The 17,387-nt window shown below is 46.7% G+C and carries 14 protein-coding genes; 11 read left to right on the top strand and 3 right to left on the bottom strand.

Annotated features, from left to right (window positions below):
* The 11 genes from AS030_RS17315 (at position 1) to AS030_RS17365 (ending at position 14,431) form a co-directional block, all read left to right on the top strand.
* Positions 1-1,554 carry a class I adenylate-forming enzyme family protein gene (locus tag AS030_RS17315; protein WP_061973920.1) on the top strand — a complete coding sequence of 518 codons (1,554 nt, stop codon included), beginning with the start codon at positions 1-3 and terminating at the stop codon, positions 1,552-1,554.
* 28 nt (positions 1,555-1,582) lie between these two features.
* Positions 1,583-2,371 carry an enoyl-CoA hydratase/isomerase family protein gene (locus AS030_RS17320; RefSeq protein WP_061973922.1) on the top strand — a complete coding sequence of 263 codons (789 nt, stop codon included), beginning with the start codon at positions 1,583-1,585 and terminating at the stop codon, positions 2,369-2,371.
* Positions 2,372-2,502: 131 nt separating this feature from the next.
* A complete protein-coding gene (locus tag AS030_RS17325) occupies positions 2,503-3,843 on the top strand; it encodes an MFS transporter (RefSeq protein WP_082635867.1) in 1,341 nt (446 codons plus the stop codon).
* A 34-nt stretch (positions 3,844-3,877) separates the two neighbouring features.
* Complete coding sequence (locus AS030_RS17330; RefSeq protein ID WP_061973926.1) at positions 3,878-5,362, top strand: aldehyde dehydrogenase family protein; 1,485 nt, start codon at positions 3,878-3,880, stop codon at positions 5,360-5,362.
* Positions 5,359-6,540, top strand: a complete 1,182-nt coding sequence (locus tag AS030_RS17335; RefSeq protein ID WP_240482385.1) for an iron-containing alcohol dehydrogenase family protein — start codon at positions 5,359-5,361, stop codon at positions 6,538-6,540. The genes AS030_RS17330 and AS030_RS17335 overlap by 4 nt, the downstream gene beginning before the upstream one ends.
* 21 nt (positions 6,541-6,561) lie before the next feature.
* On the top strand, positions 6,562-7,392 hold the full coding sequence (locus AS030_RS17340; RefSeq protein ID WP_061973929.1) for a R2-like ligand-binding oxidase: 831 nt from the start codon (positions 6,562-6,564) through the stop codon (positions 7,390-7,392).
* A gap of 19 nt (positions 7,393-7,411) precedes the next feature.
* Positions 7,412-8,845 carry a sodium:solute symporter family protein gene (locus AS030_RS17345; protein ID WP_061973931.1) on the top strand — a complete coding sequence of 478 codons (1,434 nt, stop codon included), beginning with the start codon at positions 7,412-7,414 and terminating at the stop codon, positions 8,843-8,845.
* A 14-nt stretch (positions 8,846-8,859) separates the two neighbouring features.
* On the top strand, positions 8,860-10,263 hold the full coding sequence (locus AS030_RS17350) for a UbiD family decarboxylase (RefSeq protein ID WP_061973934.1): 1,404 nt from the start codon (positions 8,860-8,862) through the stop codon (positions 10,261-10,263).
* Positions 10,264-10,657: 394 nt separating this feature from the next.
* Positions 10,658-11,698, top strand: coding sequence for a D-xylose ABC transporter substrate-binding protein (gene xylF, locus AS030_RS17355; protein WP_205728274.1), 1,041 nt, complete (start codon positions 10,658-10,660; stop codon positions 11,696-11,698).
* 14 nt (positions 11,699-11,712) lie between these two features.
* On the top strand, positions 11,713-13,236 hold the full coding sequence (locus AS030_RS17360) for a xylose ABC transporter ATP-binding protein (RefSeq protein WP_061973938.1): 1,524 nt from the start codon (positions 11,713-11,715) through the stop codon (positions 13,234-13,236).
* Positions 13,229-14,431 carry a sugar ABC transporter permease gene (locus AS030_RS17365; protein ID WP_082635868.1) on the top strand — a complete coding sequence of 401 codons (1,203 nt, stop codon included), beginning with the start codon at positions 13,229-13,231 and terminating at the stop codon, positions 14,429-14,431. Before AS030_RS17360 ends, AS030_RS17365 begins: the two co-directional genes overlap by 8 nt.
* 335 nt (positions 14,432-14,766) lie before the next feature.
* On the opposite strand, the gene AS030_RS24040 is transcribed toward AS030_RS17365, so the two are convergent.
* From AS030_RS24040 to AS030_RS17380, 3 genes are all read right to left on the bottom strand, one after another.
* Positions 14,767-14,922 carry a hypothetical protein gene (locus tag AS030_RS24040; protein WP_169792707.1) on the bottom strand — a complete coding sequence of 52 codons (156 nt, stop codon included), beginning with the start codon at positions 14,920-14,922 and terminating at the stop codon, positions 14,767-14,769.
* Between the two features lie 466 nt (positions 14,923-15,388).
* A complete protein-coding gene (locus AS030_RS17375) occupies positions 15,389-16,240 on the bottom strand; it encodes an aldo/keto reductase (protein WP_061973942.1) in 852 nt (283 codons plus the stop codon).
* 37 nt (positions 16,241-16,277) lie between these two features.
* Positions 16,278-17,261: an aldo/keto reductase gene (locus tag AS030_RS17380; protein ID WP_061973944.1), complete on the bottom strand. Its 984-nt coding sequence runs from the start codon at positions 17,259-17,261 to the stop codon at positions 16,278-16,280.
* Positions 17,262-17,387 lie beyond the last annotated feature (126 nt).

A 17,387-nucleotide genomic window follows, 5' to 3' on the forward strand; every position in this document is an offset into this window, starting at 1 on the left:
ATGAATCTTGGAACGTTACTTGAATTTGCAGTTGAGCGGTTTCCGAACAAGGATGCAGTTGTACAGCAAGAAGAGCGTATATCCTACGCCAGACTGAACAACCAGATTGATAAACTTGCCGCATCGCTTCAACGGATTGGAATCAAGCAGCAGGATCGCGTCATGGTTCTGCTCAAAAACCGGGTAGAAAATGTAATCCTCTATTGGTCTCTGCAAAAGCTGGGAGCCATATACACACCGTTGAACTTCAGGCTATCGGCAAAGGAGGTAGAGTATTGCTTCAATGACGCGGAAGCAACGGCGATTGTCTATGAAGATGCGAGTCAGGAGGCGGTGTTAAAAGCAAGGTTTAACGAACGGCCGGTATACATTGGTCTTAATGGAGTAGAGGGAGCGGATATCTATTTTTCCGAACTGATTGAAAGAAGCCCCAATACGTATGAGAGACCCGCGATTCAGGATGATGACATTGCGCTAATGCTTTACACATCGGGAACAACCGGAAAGCCAAAAGGTGTGCCAAGAAGTCATAAAAATGAGTATGCGTCGGCACTTGCTCATATCATCCAGAATCAATATTCGGAAGGGGAAAGCACACTCGGCACCATGCCTCTTTACCATACGATGGGCATGCGGTCTCTGCTCTCCATTACCTTTTTAAATGGAAAACTGGTTATACTGCCTGACTTCGATGCGAAGGATGCGCTTGAATTACTCAGTAAAGAAGCAGTTTCCTGTCTGTATCTTGTTCCCACTTTGTACCATGACATCCTGAAGCATCCCCAATTTGCCGAATACGACCTTTCTGCCCTGAAAAAGATCGGATACGCGGGAGCCTCGATGACCACATCGCTGACCGAAAAGTGCATCGAGAAGCTAAAGCCCGAGGTGTTTGTAAACCACTATGGCAGCACAGAGGTTTACACGTTTACGATCAATTCGAACGTATTCGAAAAACCGTGCTGTGCCGGAAAACCAGGATTCCACCAAAACATCAGGCTGGTCAGGGCGGACCCGGATGCAACAGCAACCTGTGAAGAAATTGTGGGCAAAGACGAGGTAGGGGAGATCATCGTCAACCTGGAATCGGGAGAAGCATTCAAAGGGTACTGGAACCGGCCAGATGCGAACCAGAAAGCCATTCGGGACGGCTGGTATTTTACCGGAGACCTTGGTGTGATGGATGAAGACGGTGACTTGTACGTGGTCGGCAGAGTGGATGACATGATTATATCGGGCGGGGAGAATATCCATCCTTTGGAGGTGGAGGACGTGCTGGCCGAACATGAAAAGGTACTGGAGGTTGCGATCGTTGGGGAAGAGGATGACAGGTGGGGGCAAATTGTATCCGCTTTTGTTGTTCCCGGCTGCCATACGGTGTCTATCCAGGAGCTTGATGAGTTTTGCAAGAACCATCCCCAACTGTCCAATTACAAACGGCCGCGCAAATATGTATTTGTTAAGGAAATCCCAAAAAGCCCGGTTGGTAAAATCCTGCGGCGGAAGCTCAGAGACGGGGAATTTGAACCATTTGGAACAGAAAAAGTAGTGTAATTGCTGATCAATGAGAGGAGAAATGAAAATGACAACTGCAACTCAATATGACCATATCCGTGTGGAAAAAAACGAGGCGGCACAAACAGCCACAATTATCTTTGACAGGCCAGAAAAAATGAATTATATCAGCATGCTGGCGAGAGCTCAGTTTTCCAAGATCTTTGATGAATTAAATGCGGATGAAGATGTGCGCGTAATTATCGTAAAGGGGGAAGGCGATAAATGCTTTAGTGCGGGAGGAAGCATTCCGCAGTTCATGGAAACCCACCCTGAAGAACTGTCGCGATTAAGAGTTAATGTGGCTGCACCCGAACGCTCTCCAAAACCGGTTATTGCCCAGCTTCAGGGATATACGTTCGGTGTAGGGTTTGAAATTGCGATGGCTTGCGACTTCCGGATCGCCGCCGATGACACACTGCTTGGATTGCCGGAAATGAACCTTGGAATGATTCCGGGAAGCGGCGGAACCCAGCGTGTAGCACGTGCGGTTGGACTGACCAGGGCGAAGGATATGATTATGAGGGCAAGAAGAATTCCTGCGGATGAAGCCTATCAATGGGGATTGCTGACAAAGGTTGTTAGCAAGGCCGAGCTTGAAAATGAAGTGAACAGTTTGGCTGAAGAGCTTGTCCGTTTTTCTCCTTTGGCACAGCGGGTTTGCAAGGAAGTCTTAAATGCCGCCGAAGAAGGCCCTTTGAGTACAGGCTTGGAGATTGAGGGAAGAGCTTACGGAATGCTGAGATGCACGGAGGATTTTAAAGAAGGTGTCGATTCTTTTGTGGAAAAAAGAAAACCTAAATTTACTGGGAAGTAACGGATGAGAGTAATCCCGCGATTCTGGCGGGGTTACTCTGTACCCGTTTTTTGCATAATTAAAAAACTGAATATTCTGTTTATAACTCATCCAAGCTAAGTCACATAAAAACTTTAGTATTGGAGGAAATAATGATGTCAAATGCTGTATCTACCGGTGTAGTAAGAGAAACAGAACCGAAAAAAACGGAAAACAAGCAGATCGTTTCGGCTACCGCCGCTTCTCTACTGGGCTGGTCGTTTGATTTATATGACCTTTTCATCCTGCTATATGTGACACCCACCATAGGCAAATTATTTTTTCCAACGACCAATCCTACGCTGTCTCTTGCTGCGGTGTATGCCTCTTTCGCCGTTACCCTGCTTATGCGGCCGCTGGGATCCGCCATATTTGGTTCCTATGCGGACAAGCACGGAAGAAAAAATGCGATGACCGTAGCCATTATAGGAGTGGGTTTAAGCACCGCTGTTTTCGGGCTGCTCCCCACGGTTCCTCAAATCGGGTTTTTTGCTGCCCTTCTTTTTTTACTGCTTCGCCTGGTTCAGGGTGTTTTTGTTGGAGGGGTGGTTGCTTCCACCCATACGATCGGTACCGAATCAGCGCCTCCTAAATGGAGGGGACTCATGTCGGGGTTGATCGGCGGAGGCGGTGCAGGATTGGGTGCACTGTTTGCTTCCATCGCATTTATGGTGGTCTCTGCCATTTTCCCTGGTGAAGCATTTGAGGGCTGGGGATGGAGAGTCATGTTCTTTACGGGGATTTTGGGATCTGTTGCTGGTCTTTTTGTTTTCCGGACACTGGAAGAATCCCCACTATGGACGGAAATGAAAAAGAAAAAGAATGAGAATCAGAATGTGGTGGAACAAAAACCCGTCAAAGCCCTATTTACGACATATTCAAAAATTTTGCTGGTTAACTTGATGATCGTAATCGGGGGAGGATCCGGTTATTATCTAACCGCCGGATTTATTCCAACGTTCCTCAATGTCGTCAATAAGGTATCTTCTGCAACTCTGTCAGGCGTTCTTATCGCCGCAAGTATAGCGACGATCATATCGGCCATGATTGCCGGCCATCTGAGTGAAGTGTATGGAAGGAAAAAGGTTTTCATGGTTGTCGGGTTGTTAAACGTGATCGGCCTGCCGTATTTTTATCTCTCGCTGGCCGATGCAGGCTCAGTTACTGCCATCTACTTTTACGTGGTATGTCTTGTGTTTTTGGGAAATGCGGCCTACGCTCCTGTCCTGATATTCTTAAACGAGCGGTTCCCGACCTCCATCCGATCGACCGGCACCGGCCTGTCCTGGAACATGGGTTTTGCCATTGGAGGCATGATGCCTACCTTTGTCACCCTAGCAAGCGGAACGGTTGATAATATTCCACACACTCTAATGTATTTTGCCATTGTCATCTATCTTGTCTACATTGTTGGAAGCGTTATCATACCAGAGACCAAAGGAAGGCTGCAATAATCATCCAATCTAAAACGGAAAGGAGTATGATGGGATGTCCACTTTCGTTACTCAGAAAGTACCAACCTACTATAATTTTGCCGGTGGTGAATGGACAGAATCCACGTCCAATGAGCTGATTGAGTCGTACAATCCTGCGACTGGAGATCTGTTTAGCTACTCGCAAAAATCAAATGTAAGAGATGTTACAGCTGCCATTGAGTCTGTACGGCACGCCTTTCTGACCAGTGACTGGGCGGTAAATCCAAAGCGCCGCTATGAAGCCTTGCTGGCTCTCGCTGAAAATATAACAAAGAACCTGGAGCGTCTTTCCCGGATTCTCACGATTGACCAGGGGAAGACCATACGAGAGTCAAGAGGGGAACTGGCGGGCTGCATCGACACTCTTAAATATTTTGCCGGGGCCGCTAGAACCGTGTTTGGGCGTTCCATGCAGCTGGAACCTGCCAACTTCGGGGTGATTGTTAAAGAACCCATCGGGGTGGTGGGCATCATCTCTCCGTGGAACTGGCCCGCGTTGCTGATGGTCCGTGAGCTTGCCCCGGCGCTTGCTGCCGGTAATGGGGTCATCGTCAAGCCCGCGAGCCTGACGCCCTCGATTTCTGCTGAAATTTTCAAGCTGATCGCCGAGATCCCTCATTTTCCTAAGGGAATCGTGAGTCTCATAACAGGTCCCGGAAGAGAAATTGGTGCGGCGATGGCGGCCAGTGAAAAGATCGATATGATCAGTTTTACCGGAGATACAGCGACCGGAAAGTCGATCATGGAAACAGGGGCCAAAAATATCAAAAAGATCGCGCTCGAACTTGGAGGCAAATCCCCCAATATTGTTTTTGAGGATGCCAATCTGGACAAGGCCATTCCGATCATCGGCCGTTCCATTTTTATTTCCGCCGGCCAAATCTGCATGGCCGGGTCCAGAGTAATAATTGAGGAATCCATTAAGGACACAGTGGTTCAGCGGTTGAAAGAATATGCCGAACAGCTCAAGGTGGATAACGGCCTTTTGGAAACATCCGATATGGGGCCGCTTGTGTCGCAAAGCCAATTGGACATAGTCCAAGGCTATTGCGATCTGGGGCGTCAGGAAGGGACGATTGTAACTGGCGGTGAGCGCTTGACCGGGGGATCGCACGACCTGGGCTATTACTTCCAACCGACCATTATTGACGGGCTTGCGAGTGACAGCAGGGTGATGCAGGAAGAAATTTTCGGGCCTGTACTCGCTGTTCAGACGTTTTCGAGCGAAGAAGAAGCGCTTCATCTGGCAAACGACAGTGACTTTGGGCTTTCTGCGGGAGTATGGACATCCAACCTTAACCGCGCCATGCGATTGTCAAAAGGGATTAAGGCTGGAACCGTATGGATCAATACGTATAATAAAAACTTCCCTGAAGCAGAGTTTGGCGGCTACAAGCAAAGCGGTCTGGGCCGGACACGGGGCGTGGATGGTTTGATGGAATACTGTGAAACGAAGCATGTCCATATTGAAGTCGAAGAACCGGGGGAGGAAGTATGATGCAGAGTAGTTCCATTACTCAACAGTCGGAGCAAAGCTACTCCTTTCATCTGCCGACCCGAATTGAATTCGGGTTTGGCAAAGCCTCCATACTTGGCGGACACCTAGCTGCAATGGGAGTGAAACAGGCGTTTATTGTAAGTGACCAGGGAGTGGTGTCCGCAGGATTATTAAGTAACATTAATGCCTCTCTTCAAGAAGCTGGCATCTCATCTGAACTGTATCTCGAGGTGGAACCGGATCCCAGTTTTAAAACGATTGACAGAGGAGCGGATTGTTTTCGCAAAAGTCACTGCGATGTCCTGATTGCCGTTGGAGGAGGCAGCGTGATGGATACGGCCAAAGGAATAAGAATCGTAGCTCAACACGGTCAAAGTATTGGGGATTACGCAGGAGTCGAACGGATCAAAAGTGGTTCGGTCATTCCGCTTGTCGCGGTACCAACCACCTCCGGGACGGGCAGTGAGGTTACGATTTTCGGAGTTTACTCGGACTGGGAAAACCAGGTAAAAGTAACCGTAAACAGCCGATATATGGCACCGACATTGGCTATTGTGGATCCTGAGCTGACATTGGGCCTGCCGAAAAAAATAACCGCATCCACCGGAATTGATGCATTGGCCCATGGAATTGAAACCTACTTTTCCCGCCGGGCCAGCCCGGCAACCGACGCACTGGCGACAGAGGCAATTGCAACGATAGGATCTTCTTTAAGAGCAGCGGTGGAGAATGGTCATGACAAGGCGGCCAGGACCCGGATGTCACATGGAAGCTTGCTCGCAGGCATGGCATTCAATAACGGATTGCTTGGACTGGCGCACGCCATTGGCAGCGCGCTTTCAGGACATTGTCACGTTCCTCATGGCATAGCGATCGGGTTGTTGCTTCCGCATGTCATCGAGTTCAATGCGGGAGAGAATGTTCAAAAGGCAGCAAACATTGCGAACCTGCTGGGAATCCATAATGGATCATCTTCATCCCTAGCGGCGCAGGCAGCAGAAGCCGTAGCTCAACTGGTTTCTGATATTGGTCTGCCGACCCGGTTAAGAGACGTTGATGTATCTGAACATCAGCTTGGTGTTATCGCTTTGGATTCTTTCAAAAGCGGAATGATGAAGTGGAACCCGAAACAGCCGTCCGAGGCTGAGGTGCTGGAACTGTTGAAGAAAATATATTAATCCACTGGGGAGGTATGTTCGATGGCTGAAGAACTGGTATTTGGTTTGGATGAAAGTACGGATGAGGTGGCCTGGAAGCTTTATCGAAAAGCGATTCGGTTTGGCACGTGGGATCCTGCTGAAATTGACCTATCACGAGACAGGGAGGACTATGAAAGACTGGACAAGGATTTGCAAGATTACCTCATTCACTTTTGTACCGGTTTTCTCGACGCGGAAGAAAATGTAGCTTTGAAATTCTGTCCATGGATCATGCTTGGGGCTTCCACTCAGCAGCAGGCCTTTCTTAGCACGCAGCTCGTGGAAGAATTCAAGCATACGGAATTTTTTCTTCGCTATTTTCAGGAAGTACTCGGCATCGACAGGACTGATGGTGTGCAAAATGCGGTTCAGCAAAAGCTGGACGAGCGGGGCAAAAGGATGCTGAACGCTCTGGAAGGCAGTGAAGAGCAGAAGGAAGAGGCTCTGGTGGAGGGGCTCGCTCATTACCAGGGAATCATTGAAGGCGTACAGGCCATGGCAGGTTACGACGTTTTCGAAGCCGTGTATGGCAGTAAAGGGATTTTGCCGGGTTTAAAGGAAGGATTCAAACGGATCAAGGAAGATGAAGGGCGTCATGTCGGATTTGGACTCCGCATGCTGAAGGTGCTCGCGAAACAGGAAAAGCATGCAGCCAGCATTCGGAGAGTGTATGAAGAATATCGTCCGCTCATTGCCATCCGGTATGATCAGCCGGTTATCGTCAACGGCCGCCAAATTCCTGTTCCCCCAGAAGTAAACGGTCGAGAGCGCGTGATGAAACTTTTTGAGCGCCGCCTGAAGGATATTTTTGGAGTCGTTTCGGTGAGCTGAACAAAGGAGGAAATCCATTTTGTTGACAGCCAGTACTATTATTATGGGTATAGTGATTTTGTATGTTTTGGCAACCTCATGCCTTGGCGTATATACGAAAAGGTTTTCGAAAAGCTCGGATAAGTACATGACAGGGGGAAAAGCATTTGGCCCGTTTGTGATCGGCGTCTTGATGATGTCTGAATTTATTGGCACCGGCTCAACAATTGGTACAGCTCAAACCGCTTTTTCCGAAGGGATTTCCGCTTCTTGGAATCTAATCACCCTTGCACTTGCCTTTGCTCTATTTGCCTATACGCTCGCCAAGAAGTTTCATGAACGGGGAGAATATACGATATCAGGGGCCATTTCCAAAACATATGGAAATGGTGCGAGAACCATCACGTCCATTGTCATGATATATGCGCTGGGAGTGGTCAATGTTTCCATGTATGCCGGCGGTGCAGCTACGTTATCTGCCATATTGCATATTCCCCATTCTATGGCAGCCATTCTCGTTGGAGTAGTGACAGTCGTTTATGTGTCACTGGGCGGAATGTTCGCTGTAGCCTATACCAATTTGATTCATGCCTTTTTTAAATACGTGGGATTAATTCTGGCTGTCTCCTTTTCACTGGCAGCAGTTGGGGGTTTTTCTGGATTATCAATAGAGATGAAGCCATCCATGCTTAATTGGACAGGAATTTCATGGCCGACCATTATTGCATGGACCATTGCTAACATCGGCTCCATTTTCTCTACCCAATATATCATCCAGGCCGTCAGTTCAACAACCGATGATGCCAACGCTAAAAAAGCGAGCATTTATGCAGGCCTTATGGTTATTCCTGTTGGAATAATGGCCGCTCTGATCGGAATGGCAGCCTCTGTATTGTTTCCTGATATTGCTTCCTCTGAGGCTTTTCCGATGACAACCACTCTTATGAATCCTTTCTTGGCCGGGCTGGTCATCGCCGGCTTGATAGCTGCTGTCTTTGGCACGGTAGCCGCTTCTACGATTGGAGCCGCTGCCCTTCTGTTAAAAGATTTTTATACACCGTTTTTTAATAGAGAAGGATCTGATTCTAAATCATTACGATTTTCTAGGATAGCAACTATTGTTATGGGGCTGTTGCCCATTCCGTTTGCCATTTTTGCTCCGGAAATCCTGAATACAATATTCTTTGCCAGAGCTCTTCGCACGACCATTGCAGTGATTGTCATCCTTATGTTTTATTTTCCCCGCTTCAGCAGCGGTTTTGGAGCTACAATGGGCATGGTGTCTGCGGTTGTTACAACCACAATCTGGTTCCTATCCGGAAACCCTCTTCATATTGATAACATTTACATTGCAGCGATCACACCTTTAATTGTAATGAGCATAGATCACTTATTCCGGAAAAACAAACGGGTACACCAAAATGAACAATCTATCGACATGAATGACAGTTATCAAGTGAAGAAAATAGAATGAAAGGAGAGAGTTGTATGAAAGCTAGAACTTTTCGTACATGGCTGGATCATCTTCAATCAAAGGGACGGTTGGCCGTAATCAATAAAAAGGTGAGTCCTGATTTTGAGATTGCGGCAGTGGCCAAAAAGCTTGATGGCCAAAAAGCAGCCTACTTCTCAAATGTAGATGGCTATAAAGTTCCTCTGGTTTCAGGAATATGCTCGAGCCGTCAGGATTTTGCAGATGCCTTGGAAACCGATGAAAAAGGAATCATTCCTAAATTCTCTAAGGCGGTTTCAATTCCAAAGCCGTGCAGATTAATAGAAAAGGAGGATGCCCCAGTAAAGGAAAATATTATAACGGAAAACATCGATATACTCAAAACCTTTCCTATTCCTATACATCATGAAATGGATTCAGGTCATTACATCTCGGCAGCACTGTTCATTACACGCGATCCGGACACGCGCAAGCAAAATGTATCGATTCATCGCCTGCAAATTTCAGGTAAGGACAAGCTTGGTGTATTATTGCTTCCGAGGCACACTCATCATCTATATAAACAGGCAGAGGAGCAGGGGAAACCATTGGAATGCGCCATCGTGATTGGTGTCGATCCGCTGACACTGCTAGCCTCGCAGGCGAGTACGCCATTTGGCGTGGATGAGCTGGAAATCGCGAGCGCATTGCGTTCTGAACCGCTGGAAACCGTACGATGTGAAACGGTGGACATCGATGTGCCTGCCCGCGCCGAAATTGTAATAGAGGGAAAAATCCTTCCTCATATACGGGAACCTGAGGGGCCGTTTGGAGAATTCCCTAAATACTATGGGCCGCGGAGCGACAAAGAAATCGTGCAGGTCACTGCCATTTCCCATCGAGATAATCCCATCTTTTATACTATTGTCCCAGCAGGTTATGAACATCTTTTATTGGGGGGGATTCCAAGAGAAGCAAGCCTCCTCGAGAGCATACGACAGACAGTCCCTTCTGTAGCGGCTGTCCATATGAGTCCGGGAGGCACGTGTCGATATCATGCCATCGTTTCGATAAAAAAACGAAATGAAGGTGAAGCCAAGAATGCCATTCTCGCTGCCTTCGCCAACAGCTTTGACATTAAACATGTCGTAGTTGCTGATGAGGACGTTGATATTTTTAACATGGAGGAAGTCGAATGGGCTATCGCCACCCGCTTCCAGGCCAGCAAAGATATGGTTGTGATTCACGATGCCCAAGGTTCAAAGCTCGATCCATCTACCGATAACGGCTTAGGTTCAAAAACCGGTTTTGACTGCACCATCCCATTAAATAGTGAACCTATGAGATATAAGAGAATCACCATTCCGGGATATGATGAGCTAAATCTACAAGACTATCTTTCTCACGACGCGTCTGAATCAAAGAAAGAGAGTTTTGAAACAGACAAAGTCCTAACATGAAGGAAAGCACTCTTCGGGGTGCTTTTTTGGTGTTTATGGATGGGTGCTAGGTTATGAAAATGACGTGATATTCAACTAAATTCCCCCGCAACTAAACTACAAAAAGCCAGCCGATCCCACCCGGCTGGCCGCCTAAAAACCCACTTCATCGCCAAGAATTGCTTGAAGATGATGGAGGAGACGCCGAGGGTAGTGGCGTTTTGCAAGGCCGTAGGTTGTTCCGACTTCCTTTTCTATAAAATGATTGAAAATAAAAATAATCATTGAAATACTTTCATAGTTTGATTATGATGTGTATAAGTTAGTTTCTCCATTAAACAAACTAACTTTTGAAAAGTCATTACTAATTTTTTTGAGCGGTTACGATAACGCTTACATAGCGGGGAGGATGTCCATGAAGAAGGTATTATCCGTTTTGGTGCTTGCGGCGCTTATATTTGCTGCCACAGCCCACGGTCAGGGTTTGCAGAAGGGCAAGAAGAGCGGTCAGGTCGTAATCGGCTTGAGCATTGATGATTTGAGGCTTGAGCGCTGGCAGAACGACCGCGATATTTTTGTAAAAGAAGCGAAAAAGCTTGGTGCGAAGGTAATGGTCCAGTCGGCCAATGGCGATGATACGAAGCAACTTTCCCAGTCGGAAAACCTGCTATCGCAAGGAGTCGATGTGCTTGTAGTGATTCCTCACAGTTCTGACGCCATGGCATCGGCAGTTGATTCAGCGGAAAAGCAGGGAGTGCCCGTTGTGGCGTATGATCGCCTTATTACAAACTCGAATGTAACGGCTTACATTTCGTTTGATAACGTAAAAGTGGGCGAAATGCAGGCGGAATACCTCGTGAATAAAGTGCCAAAAGGAAACTACTTTTTGATGGGCGGCTCTCCGACTGACAGCAACGCGAAGCTGTTCCGCAAAGGACAAATGAACGTGCTGCAGCCCTTGATCAAAAAAGGCGACATTAAAGTTGTTGGCAACCAGTGGGTGAAGGACTGGCAGGCAGATGAAGCGATGTCCATCATGGAAAACGGGCTCACGAGCAATAAAAACAACATTGATGCAGTAGTGGCATCCAATGACAGCACAGCAGGCGGAGCTATTCAGGCGCTTGCAGCACAAGGACTTGCCGGAAAAGTGGCGATTTCGGGTCAGGATGCGGATTTGGCAGGGGTACAGCGGATTGCTGGCGGAACGCAAACGATGACAGTCTACAAACCAATCAAAAAACTCGCAACTGAAGCAGCCAAACTAGCAGTAGATGTCGCCCAAAAGAAAAAGATCAAAACGAACGGCAAGGTGAATAACGGGGAGAAGGACGTGCCATCCGTATTGCTCGATCCGATTGCCGTGGATAAAAAGAATATCAAGGAAACGGTCGTGAAGGACGGCTTCCATAAGGAACAAGAGATTTACAAAAAAACGAACAACACTAAAGAGTAACTGGAGGTTGCAAAATGGGCAACGATATTCTTGTGATGAAACGCATCTCCAAAGAGTTTCCAGGTGTAAAAGCCCTTGATGAAGTCACTTTTTCCGTCAAAAGAGGTGAGATTCATGCCCTGTGCGGGGAAAACGGCGCCGGAAAATCAACGCTGATGAAGGTGCTGAGCGGTATCTATCCACCAGGGACGTATGACGGGGATATCCTAGTAAATGGTGAAGTAAAGCAGTTTCATACGATCAAAGACTCGGAAAATGCCGGAATCTCCATCATTTATCAGGAACTCGCGCTCGCGCCAGAGTTAACGGTAGCGGAAAACATTTTCCTCGGGAATGAAAGAGCACAAAAGGGCATCATTAACTGGGACCAGACGAATCTGGAGGCGAAAAGATGGCTCGATCAGGTGGGGCTGGATATCTCCCCTGATAAAAGAGTTAAGGATCTTGGCGTTGGCCAGCAGCAACTTGTTGAAATCGCAAAGGCACTTTCCAAAAAAAATGATCTGATCATCCTGGATGAACCTACAGCTGCCCTCACGGAAAGCGAGGTCGAAACACTGATCGGTATTCTGGAGGAGCTCAGGCGCCAGAATGTGACCTGCATCTATATTTCCCATAAGTTGAACGAAGTGATGAGGCTTTGTGATTCGGTTACCGTTTTACGGGATGGGAAAACGATTGTTACGAAGCCGATCGATGATATGGATGAAGACAAAATCATTGCCTATATGGTCGGCCGGGAACTGACTCAGCTTTATCCGAAAAAAACCGGGGACTATATCGGTGGACCGGTTCTGGAAGTGAAAAACTTCAACGTCCATGACTATGCGGGCAGGCATGTAATTAAAGAGGCGAGCTTTATGGCGCGAAAAGGTGAGGTCCTGGGCATTGCCGGCCTGATGGGGTCTGGCCGGACGGAATTGTTTACGAGTCTTTTTGGTGCCTTTGAAGGAAAATACAGCGGAGAAATCACGATCGATGGGCAGAAAGCTTTTATTAAATCAGCAGCAGACGCCATTAAATGTGGCATGGCCTATGTATCCGAAGACCGGAAAAAGACGGGGCTCGTGCTCGATATGAGCATACGCAACAACACGACAATGGTGGCGCTTGATTCCGTCAGTGGAAACGGCATTATTGATGAAGCCAAAGAGGTGCATGAAGCGGAGAAATACATGAAAGTGTTCAGGACAAAGGCGCCTTCCATCGAAACGAAGGTCGGCACGCTAAGCGGCGGGAACCAGCAGAAGGTGGTGCTCGGCAAATGGCTCATGACCAGTCCGAAAATCCTGATTCTCGATGAGCCTACAAGAGGAATTGATATCGGCGCAAAGTCGGAAATTTACGCCTTTATCCATGAGCTCGCCAAACAAGGAATCTCAATCATTATCATTTCTTCAGAACTGCCCGAAGTGCTCGGCATGGCCGATCGTGTGCTTGTCATGTCGGATGGCCGGATTGCCAAAGAGCTCTCCATCGAAGAGGCAGATCAAAATACCATTATGAAATGGGCTACAGGAGGGGCTGTCCATGCTTAATGCAAATGCGAATACACAAAGCAATCTTAATGATCCAGCGCCACAAAGGAAAGAAATTAAGCCAGAACAAAAAGGGAAATTCCGCCTGGATTTTCGTCAGTACTCACTTCTGATTGCCATTCTGGCGATTTTCGTTATCTTTACGATCGCGACAGACGGTTCATTCGTCACTTCGCGGAACCTGTCCAACCTGTTCCGCCAAATGTCGGTCACAGGGATCCTGGCTATCGGGATGACGCTTGTCATCGTTGCGGGGCATATTGATTTGTCCGTCGGCTCCCTGGTGGGTCTGACCGGGGGAATCGCCGCCATCCTTCATGTCTGGTATGACTGGAACACGTTTGCGGCCATCGGTGTCGCCCTTATCCTCGGTGTCATCCTTGGCGCTGTGCAAGGCTGGTGGATCGCTTATAAAAATGTGCCCGCGTTTATTGTGACGCTTGGCGGAATGATGGTGTTTCGAGGTATTCTGATCGGGGTAAGCAACGGGGAAACGATCGCTCCGCTTCAGGATAATTTTAAAATGATCGGCCAGGGCTACATTCCATACACGGTCGGCTACATTATCGCCGTCATCGTTGTTGCCGCCTTGTTTGCTCTTTATTTTAAAAACCGTGTAAAAAAGATAAAGCTCGGCTTGCCGCTTGGCAATGAAAACGCGGCGTACGGAAGAGTTGCTCTTTTCTCGATCGTTTTTCTGCTGTTTGTCTACATGATGAACCGTTACCTTGGAATCCCGGCACCGATTATGGCAGTACTTGTTGTGGCAGGAATCTTTATTTTCCTTTCGCAAAGAACAACGTTTGGCCGCCATGTGTATGTAATCGGAGGCAACGCGGACGCCGCCAAATACTCGGGGATCAAAATCAAGCGCAATGTTCTCATCGTTTACATGCTGATGGGACTCCTCGCCGGAATTGCCGGAGTGCTCCTGACAAGCCGCCTGAACGCGGCAACCGTCGGGGCAGGGAACATGCTGGAACTGGATTCCATCGCAGCAGTCGTTATCGGGGGAACGAGCCTGATGGGTGGTGTCGGGACCATTATGGGTTCCATCATCGGAGCGCTGATCATGGTCAGCATCGATAACGGAATGAGCATGATGAACATCGAGCCGTTCTGGCAGTACATTGTTAAGGGCTCTATTCTCGTGATAGCGGTTTGGATGGATGTTTCTACGAAAAGGAAGCAATAGGGAATAAAATAGGGAAAACCGTCCGGGAACTCGGGCGGCTTTCTTTATTCGTCTTATACGGGAGGCGGTTTATGAAAATGACGTGATAGGCAACAACAGTTGCATGAATACCTTATCTAGAAAGTTGTTGTGCAGGAGTATGCATGTATACCTACTAATATTCCCCAAATTAAAGTAATGATAGCCATAGGCAATGTAAACCGTACTAATAATAATATGATGTAAACGGCTCCCGATGCAAAAGGAAAAGAGAGATTTTCGTAATCGCCATGGACTTGGCGATCAAATTTTTTAATTTTAAAGCAGTAAAATAAAAAACCACTCAGAGTGGTTTTTTAATCGCGCATTGCTCCTGCCTCTCGGGAAGTCATCGCACCTTGTCCTTCGCTTACATCTTTTTGAATTTCTTGTTTCACTTTTTGTGCATCAGTTCCGGAGAATTTTGGTTTCATTGGACCTAAGTCCTCTATAGCTTGTTGATCCTGTTGCATATAATTCCTCCTCAATCTCTTGTTTAACCATCTTATTATTTACAAAAAAACCTTTTGTAACCAACGTTTTGCAAAATAACTGGCCAAACAGTTGTCCATTTTAAAAACAAACCAACACGTGAATATCCGGTTGACCACCAGAGCTCTCGTTTCGTTCAGGCGGTTTCCCTTTTCGACAGGCAGACTGACAAAAAAGGACTGGGCTTTCGTGGTCCAAAATCTTTCCGGTGGAGGACTCCAGTCTGTCGCTAAAATGGTAAACAAGCGGGTATGGGAATTAAATAAAGGCACTAAATGATGAAAAGAGCGCTTGGTTAGCGCTCTTTTTTGTGGGTTCTGCTATACGGCGGGGTTATGAAAACGCTGAGATATATGTACTTCAACTAAAAGTACCCTATAGTTGAAGTACATTCTTTCAAATACTTTTTTTCATTTTGATAAAAAGGAGTAACGTGAAAAGTGGTCATTAAATATCAAGTTTACGGGTACCAATCCATTTCACAATTTCTGGATCCTGATGTGAAAAGAACAGGCTTTCTTTCGAATTCAATGCAGCAATGCTCTCCATATCCTCTTGGTTTAACTCAAAGTCAAAAATATTGAAGTTTTCAACGATTCTTTCCTTATGAACAGACTTCGGAATCGCAACGACGGCTCTTTGCGTTAACCAGCGTAAGACCACCTGGGCGACGGATTTATTATGCTTTTCGGCTATTGATACTAAAGTTTCATTTTGGAACATGTTATTTTTTCCTTCAGCGAATGGTCCCCAAGACTCAATCTGAACATTGTTCTCTTTCATCCATTCAGCACTTTCAATTTGTTGATTGAAGACGTGTGTTTCGACTTGATTTACGGCAGGAACAACTTCATTATGAATAATGAAATCGGTCAGGCGATCCGGATAGAAGTTGCTGACTCCAATTGCTCTAATCCTACCCTCGCTGTACAATTCCTCCATTGCCCGCCATGAACCGTAAACATCGCCAAATGGCTGATGAATTAAGTACAAATCCAAATAATCCAGCTGCAGTCGTTCCAGTGATTTTTCAAATGCTTTCTTTGTCTTTTCATAACCTGTATCTTGAACCCAGAGTTTAGTGGTAATAAACAATTCCTCTCTTGAAACGCCACTCCGCTTAATAGCTCTTCCGACCGCTTCTTCATTTAAATAAGAAGCTGCGGTATCAATCAGACGATAGCCTGTCATAATAGCGTCATAAACAGCTTGTTCACATTTTTTTTGATCTTGAATTTGATAAACACCAAAACCGAGTACCGGCATTTCAACACCGTTGTTTAAGATAACTTTTTTCATATATATTCGCTCCTGGCTTATTACATATTGATTGTCTTTATTTGCCCACTCTATTTGCATATTCTGTTGGGTAGCGCTCTCCTGAAATTTCAATCTTTGATAGGGCGTTGTTCAAATCATGCTGTTCTTCAGGAGTGAGCTCCACTTTCGCTGCCCCAAGATTTTCTTCCAGTCGTTCCAATTTCCTTGTACCGGGAATCGGAACAATCCATGGCCTCTGAGCAAGTACCCATGCTAGTGAGACTTGAGCAGGTGTTGCACCTTTCTCTGCTGCAATCTTCTTTATCAGTTCAACCAATATCTGATTCGCTTCAATGTTTTCCGGTTTGAAACGAGGTACAATACTGCGAAAATCGGAGCTGGCGAATGTTGCATTTTTATCAATTTTTCCAGTAAGGAAGCCTTTGCCCAGGGGACTAAATGGAACAAAGCCGATTCCAAGTTCTTCAAGGGTAGGGAGTAATTCATCTTCAGGATTTCTCCACATCATGGAGTACTCACTTTGAATGGCAGTCAGTGGATGAACGGAGTGTGCACGACGAATCGTTTCCACCCCAGCTTCAGAAAGTCCCCAATGCTTAATCTTGCCTTCCTTGATTAGGTCTTGAATTACTCCGGCTACCTCCTCAATCGGGACACTTGGATCCACCCGATGTTGATAATAAAGATCAATGGTGTCAACTTTCAGGCGATTCAGTGAACCTTCAACGGATTGCCGAATGGTCTCCGGTTTACTGTCAAGCACCTGCTTGCCATTTTCCATTTGGATCCCGAATTTAGTGGCAATGATCACTTTTTCCTTATAAGGTTTAAGCGCTTCTCCTACCAACTCCTCATTTACATAAGGACCATAAACTTCGGCGGTATCAAAGAACGTTACACCACGATCGATGGCCGCATGAATCAGTGAAATCATTTCTTTCTTGTCCGAAGCAGGACCATAACCGTGGCTCATTCCCATGCATCCTAATCCAATGGATGAAACCTCAAGGCCGCTATTTCCTAATGTACGCTTTTGCATTAGTTATCTTCCTTTCTTTGTTTGTCCGATTTGGTGAACCAATGTGAAGCTGAAACAAATTTATTGAAAGAACTCTTTTACTACTCACATTATCCAACAAATAAATTCACGACCGGTATCACAATC

This window comes from Fictibacillus enclensis (genome assembly GCF_001457035.1).
GTDB lineage: Bacteria > Bacillota > Bacilli > Bacillales > Fictibacillaceae > Fictibacillus_C > Fictibacillus_C enclensis.

What these genes read in the sequence shown, in the direction of transcription:
- AS030_RS17315 (WP_061973920.1), top strand. Translation starts at nt 1, where the DNA reads ATGAATCTTGGAACGTTACTTGAATTTGCAGTTGAGCGGTTTCCGAAC.
- AS030_RS17320 (WP_061973922.1), top strand. Translation starts at nt 1,583, where the DNA reads ATGACAACTGCAACTCAATATGACCATATCCGTGTGGAAAAAAACGAG.
- AS030_RS17325 (WP_082635867.1), top strand. Translation starts at nt 2,503, where the DNA reads ATGATGTCAAATGCTGTATCTACCGGTGTAGTAAGAGAAACAGAACCG.
- AS030_RS17330 (WP_061973926.1), top strand. Translation starts at nt 3,878, where the DNA reads ATGTCCACTTTCGTTACTCAGAAAGTACCAACCTACTATAATTTTGCC.
- AS030_RS17335 (WP_240482385.1), top strand. Translation starts at nt 5,359, where the DNA reads ATGATGCAGAGTAGTTCCATTACTCAACAGTCGGAGCAAAGCTACTCC.
- AS030_RS17340 (WP_061973929.1), top strand. Translation starts at nt 6,562, where the DNA reads ATGGCTGAAGAACTGGTATTTGGTTTGGATGAAAGTACGGATGAGGTG.
- AS030_RS17350 (WP_061973934.1), top strand. Translation starts at nt 8,860, where the DNA reads ATGAAAGCTAGAACTTTTCGTACATGGCTGGATCATCTTCAATCAAAG.
- xylF (WP_205728274.1), top strand. Translation starts at nt 10,658, where the DNA reads ATGAAGAAGGTATTATCCGTTTTGGTGCTTGCGGCGCTTATATTTGCT.
- AS030_RS17360 (WP_061973938.1), top strand. Translation starts at nt 11,713, where the DNA reads ATGGGCAACGATATTCTTGTGATGAAACGCATCTCCAAAGAGTTTCCA.
- AS030_RS17365 (WP_082635868.1), top strand. Translation starts at nt 13,229, where the DNA reads ATGCTTAATGCAAATGCGAATACACAAAGCAATCTTAATGATCCAGCG.
- AS030_RS24040 (WP_169792707.1), bottom strand. Translation starts at nt 14,922, where the DNA reads ATGCAACAGGATCAACAAGCTATAGAGGACTTAGGTCCAATGAAACCA.
- AS030_RS17375 (WP_061973942.1), bottom strand. Translation starts at nt 16,240, where the DNA reads ATGAAAAAAGTTATCTTAAACAACGGTGTTGAAATGCCGGTACTCGGT.
- AS030_RS17380 (WP_061973944.1), bottom strand. Translation starts at nt 17,261, where the DNA reads ATGCAAAAGCGTACATTAGGAAATAGCGGCCTTGAGGTTTCATCCATT.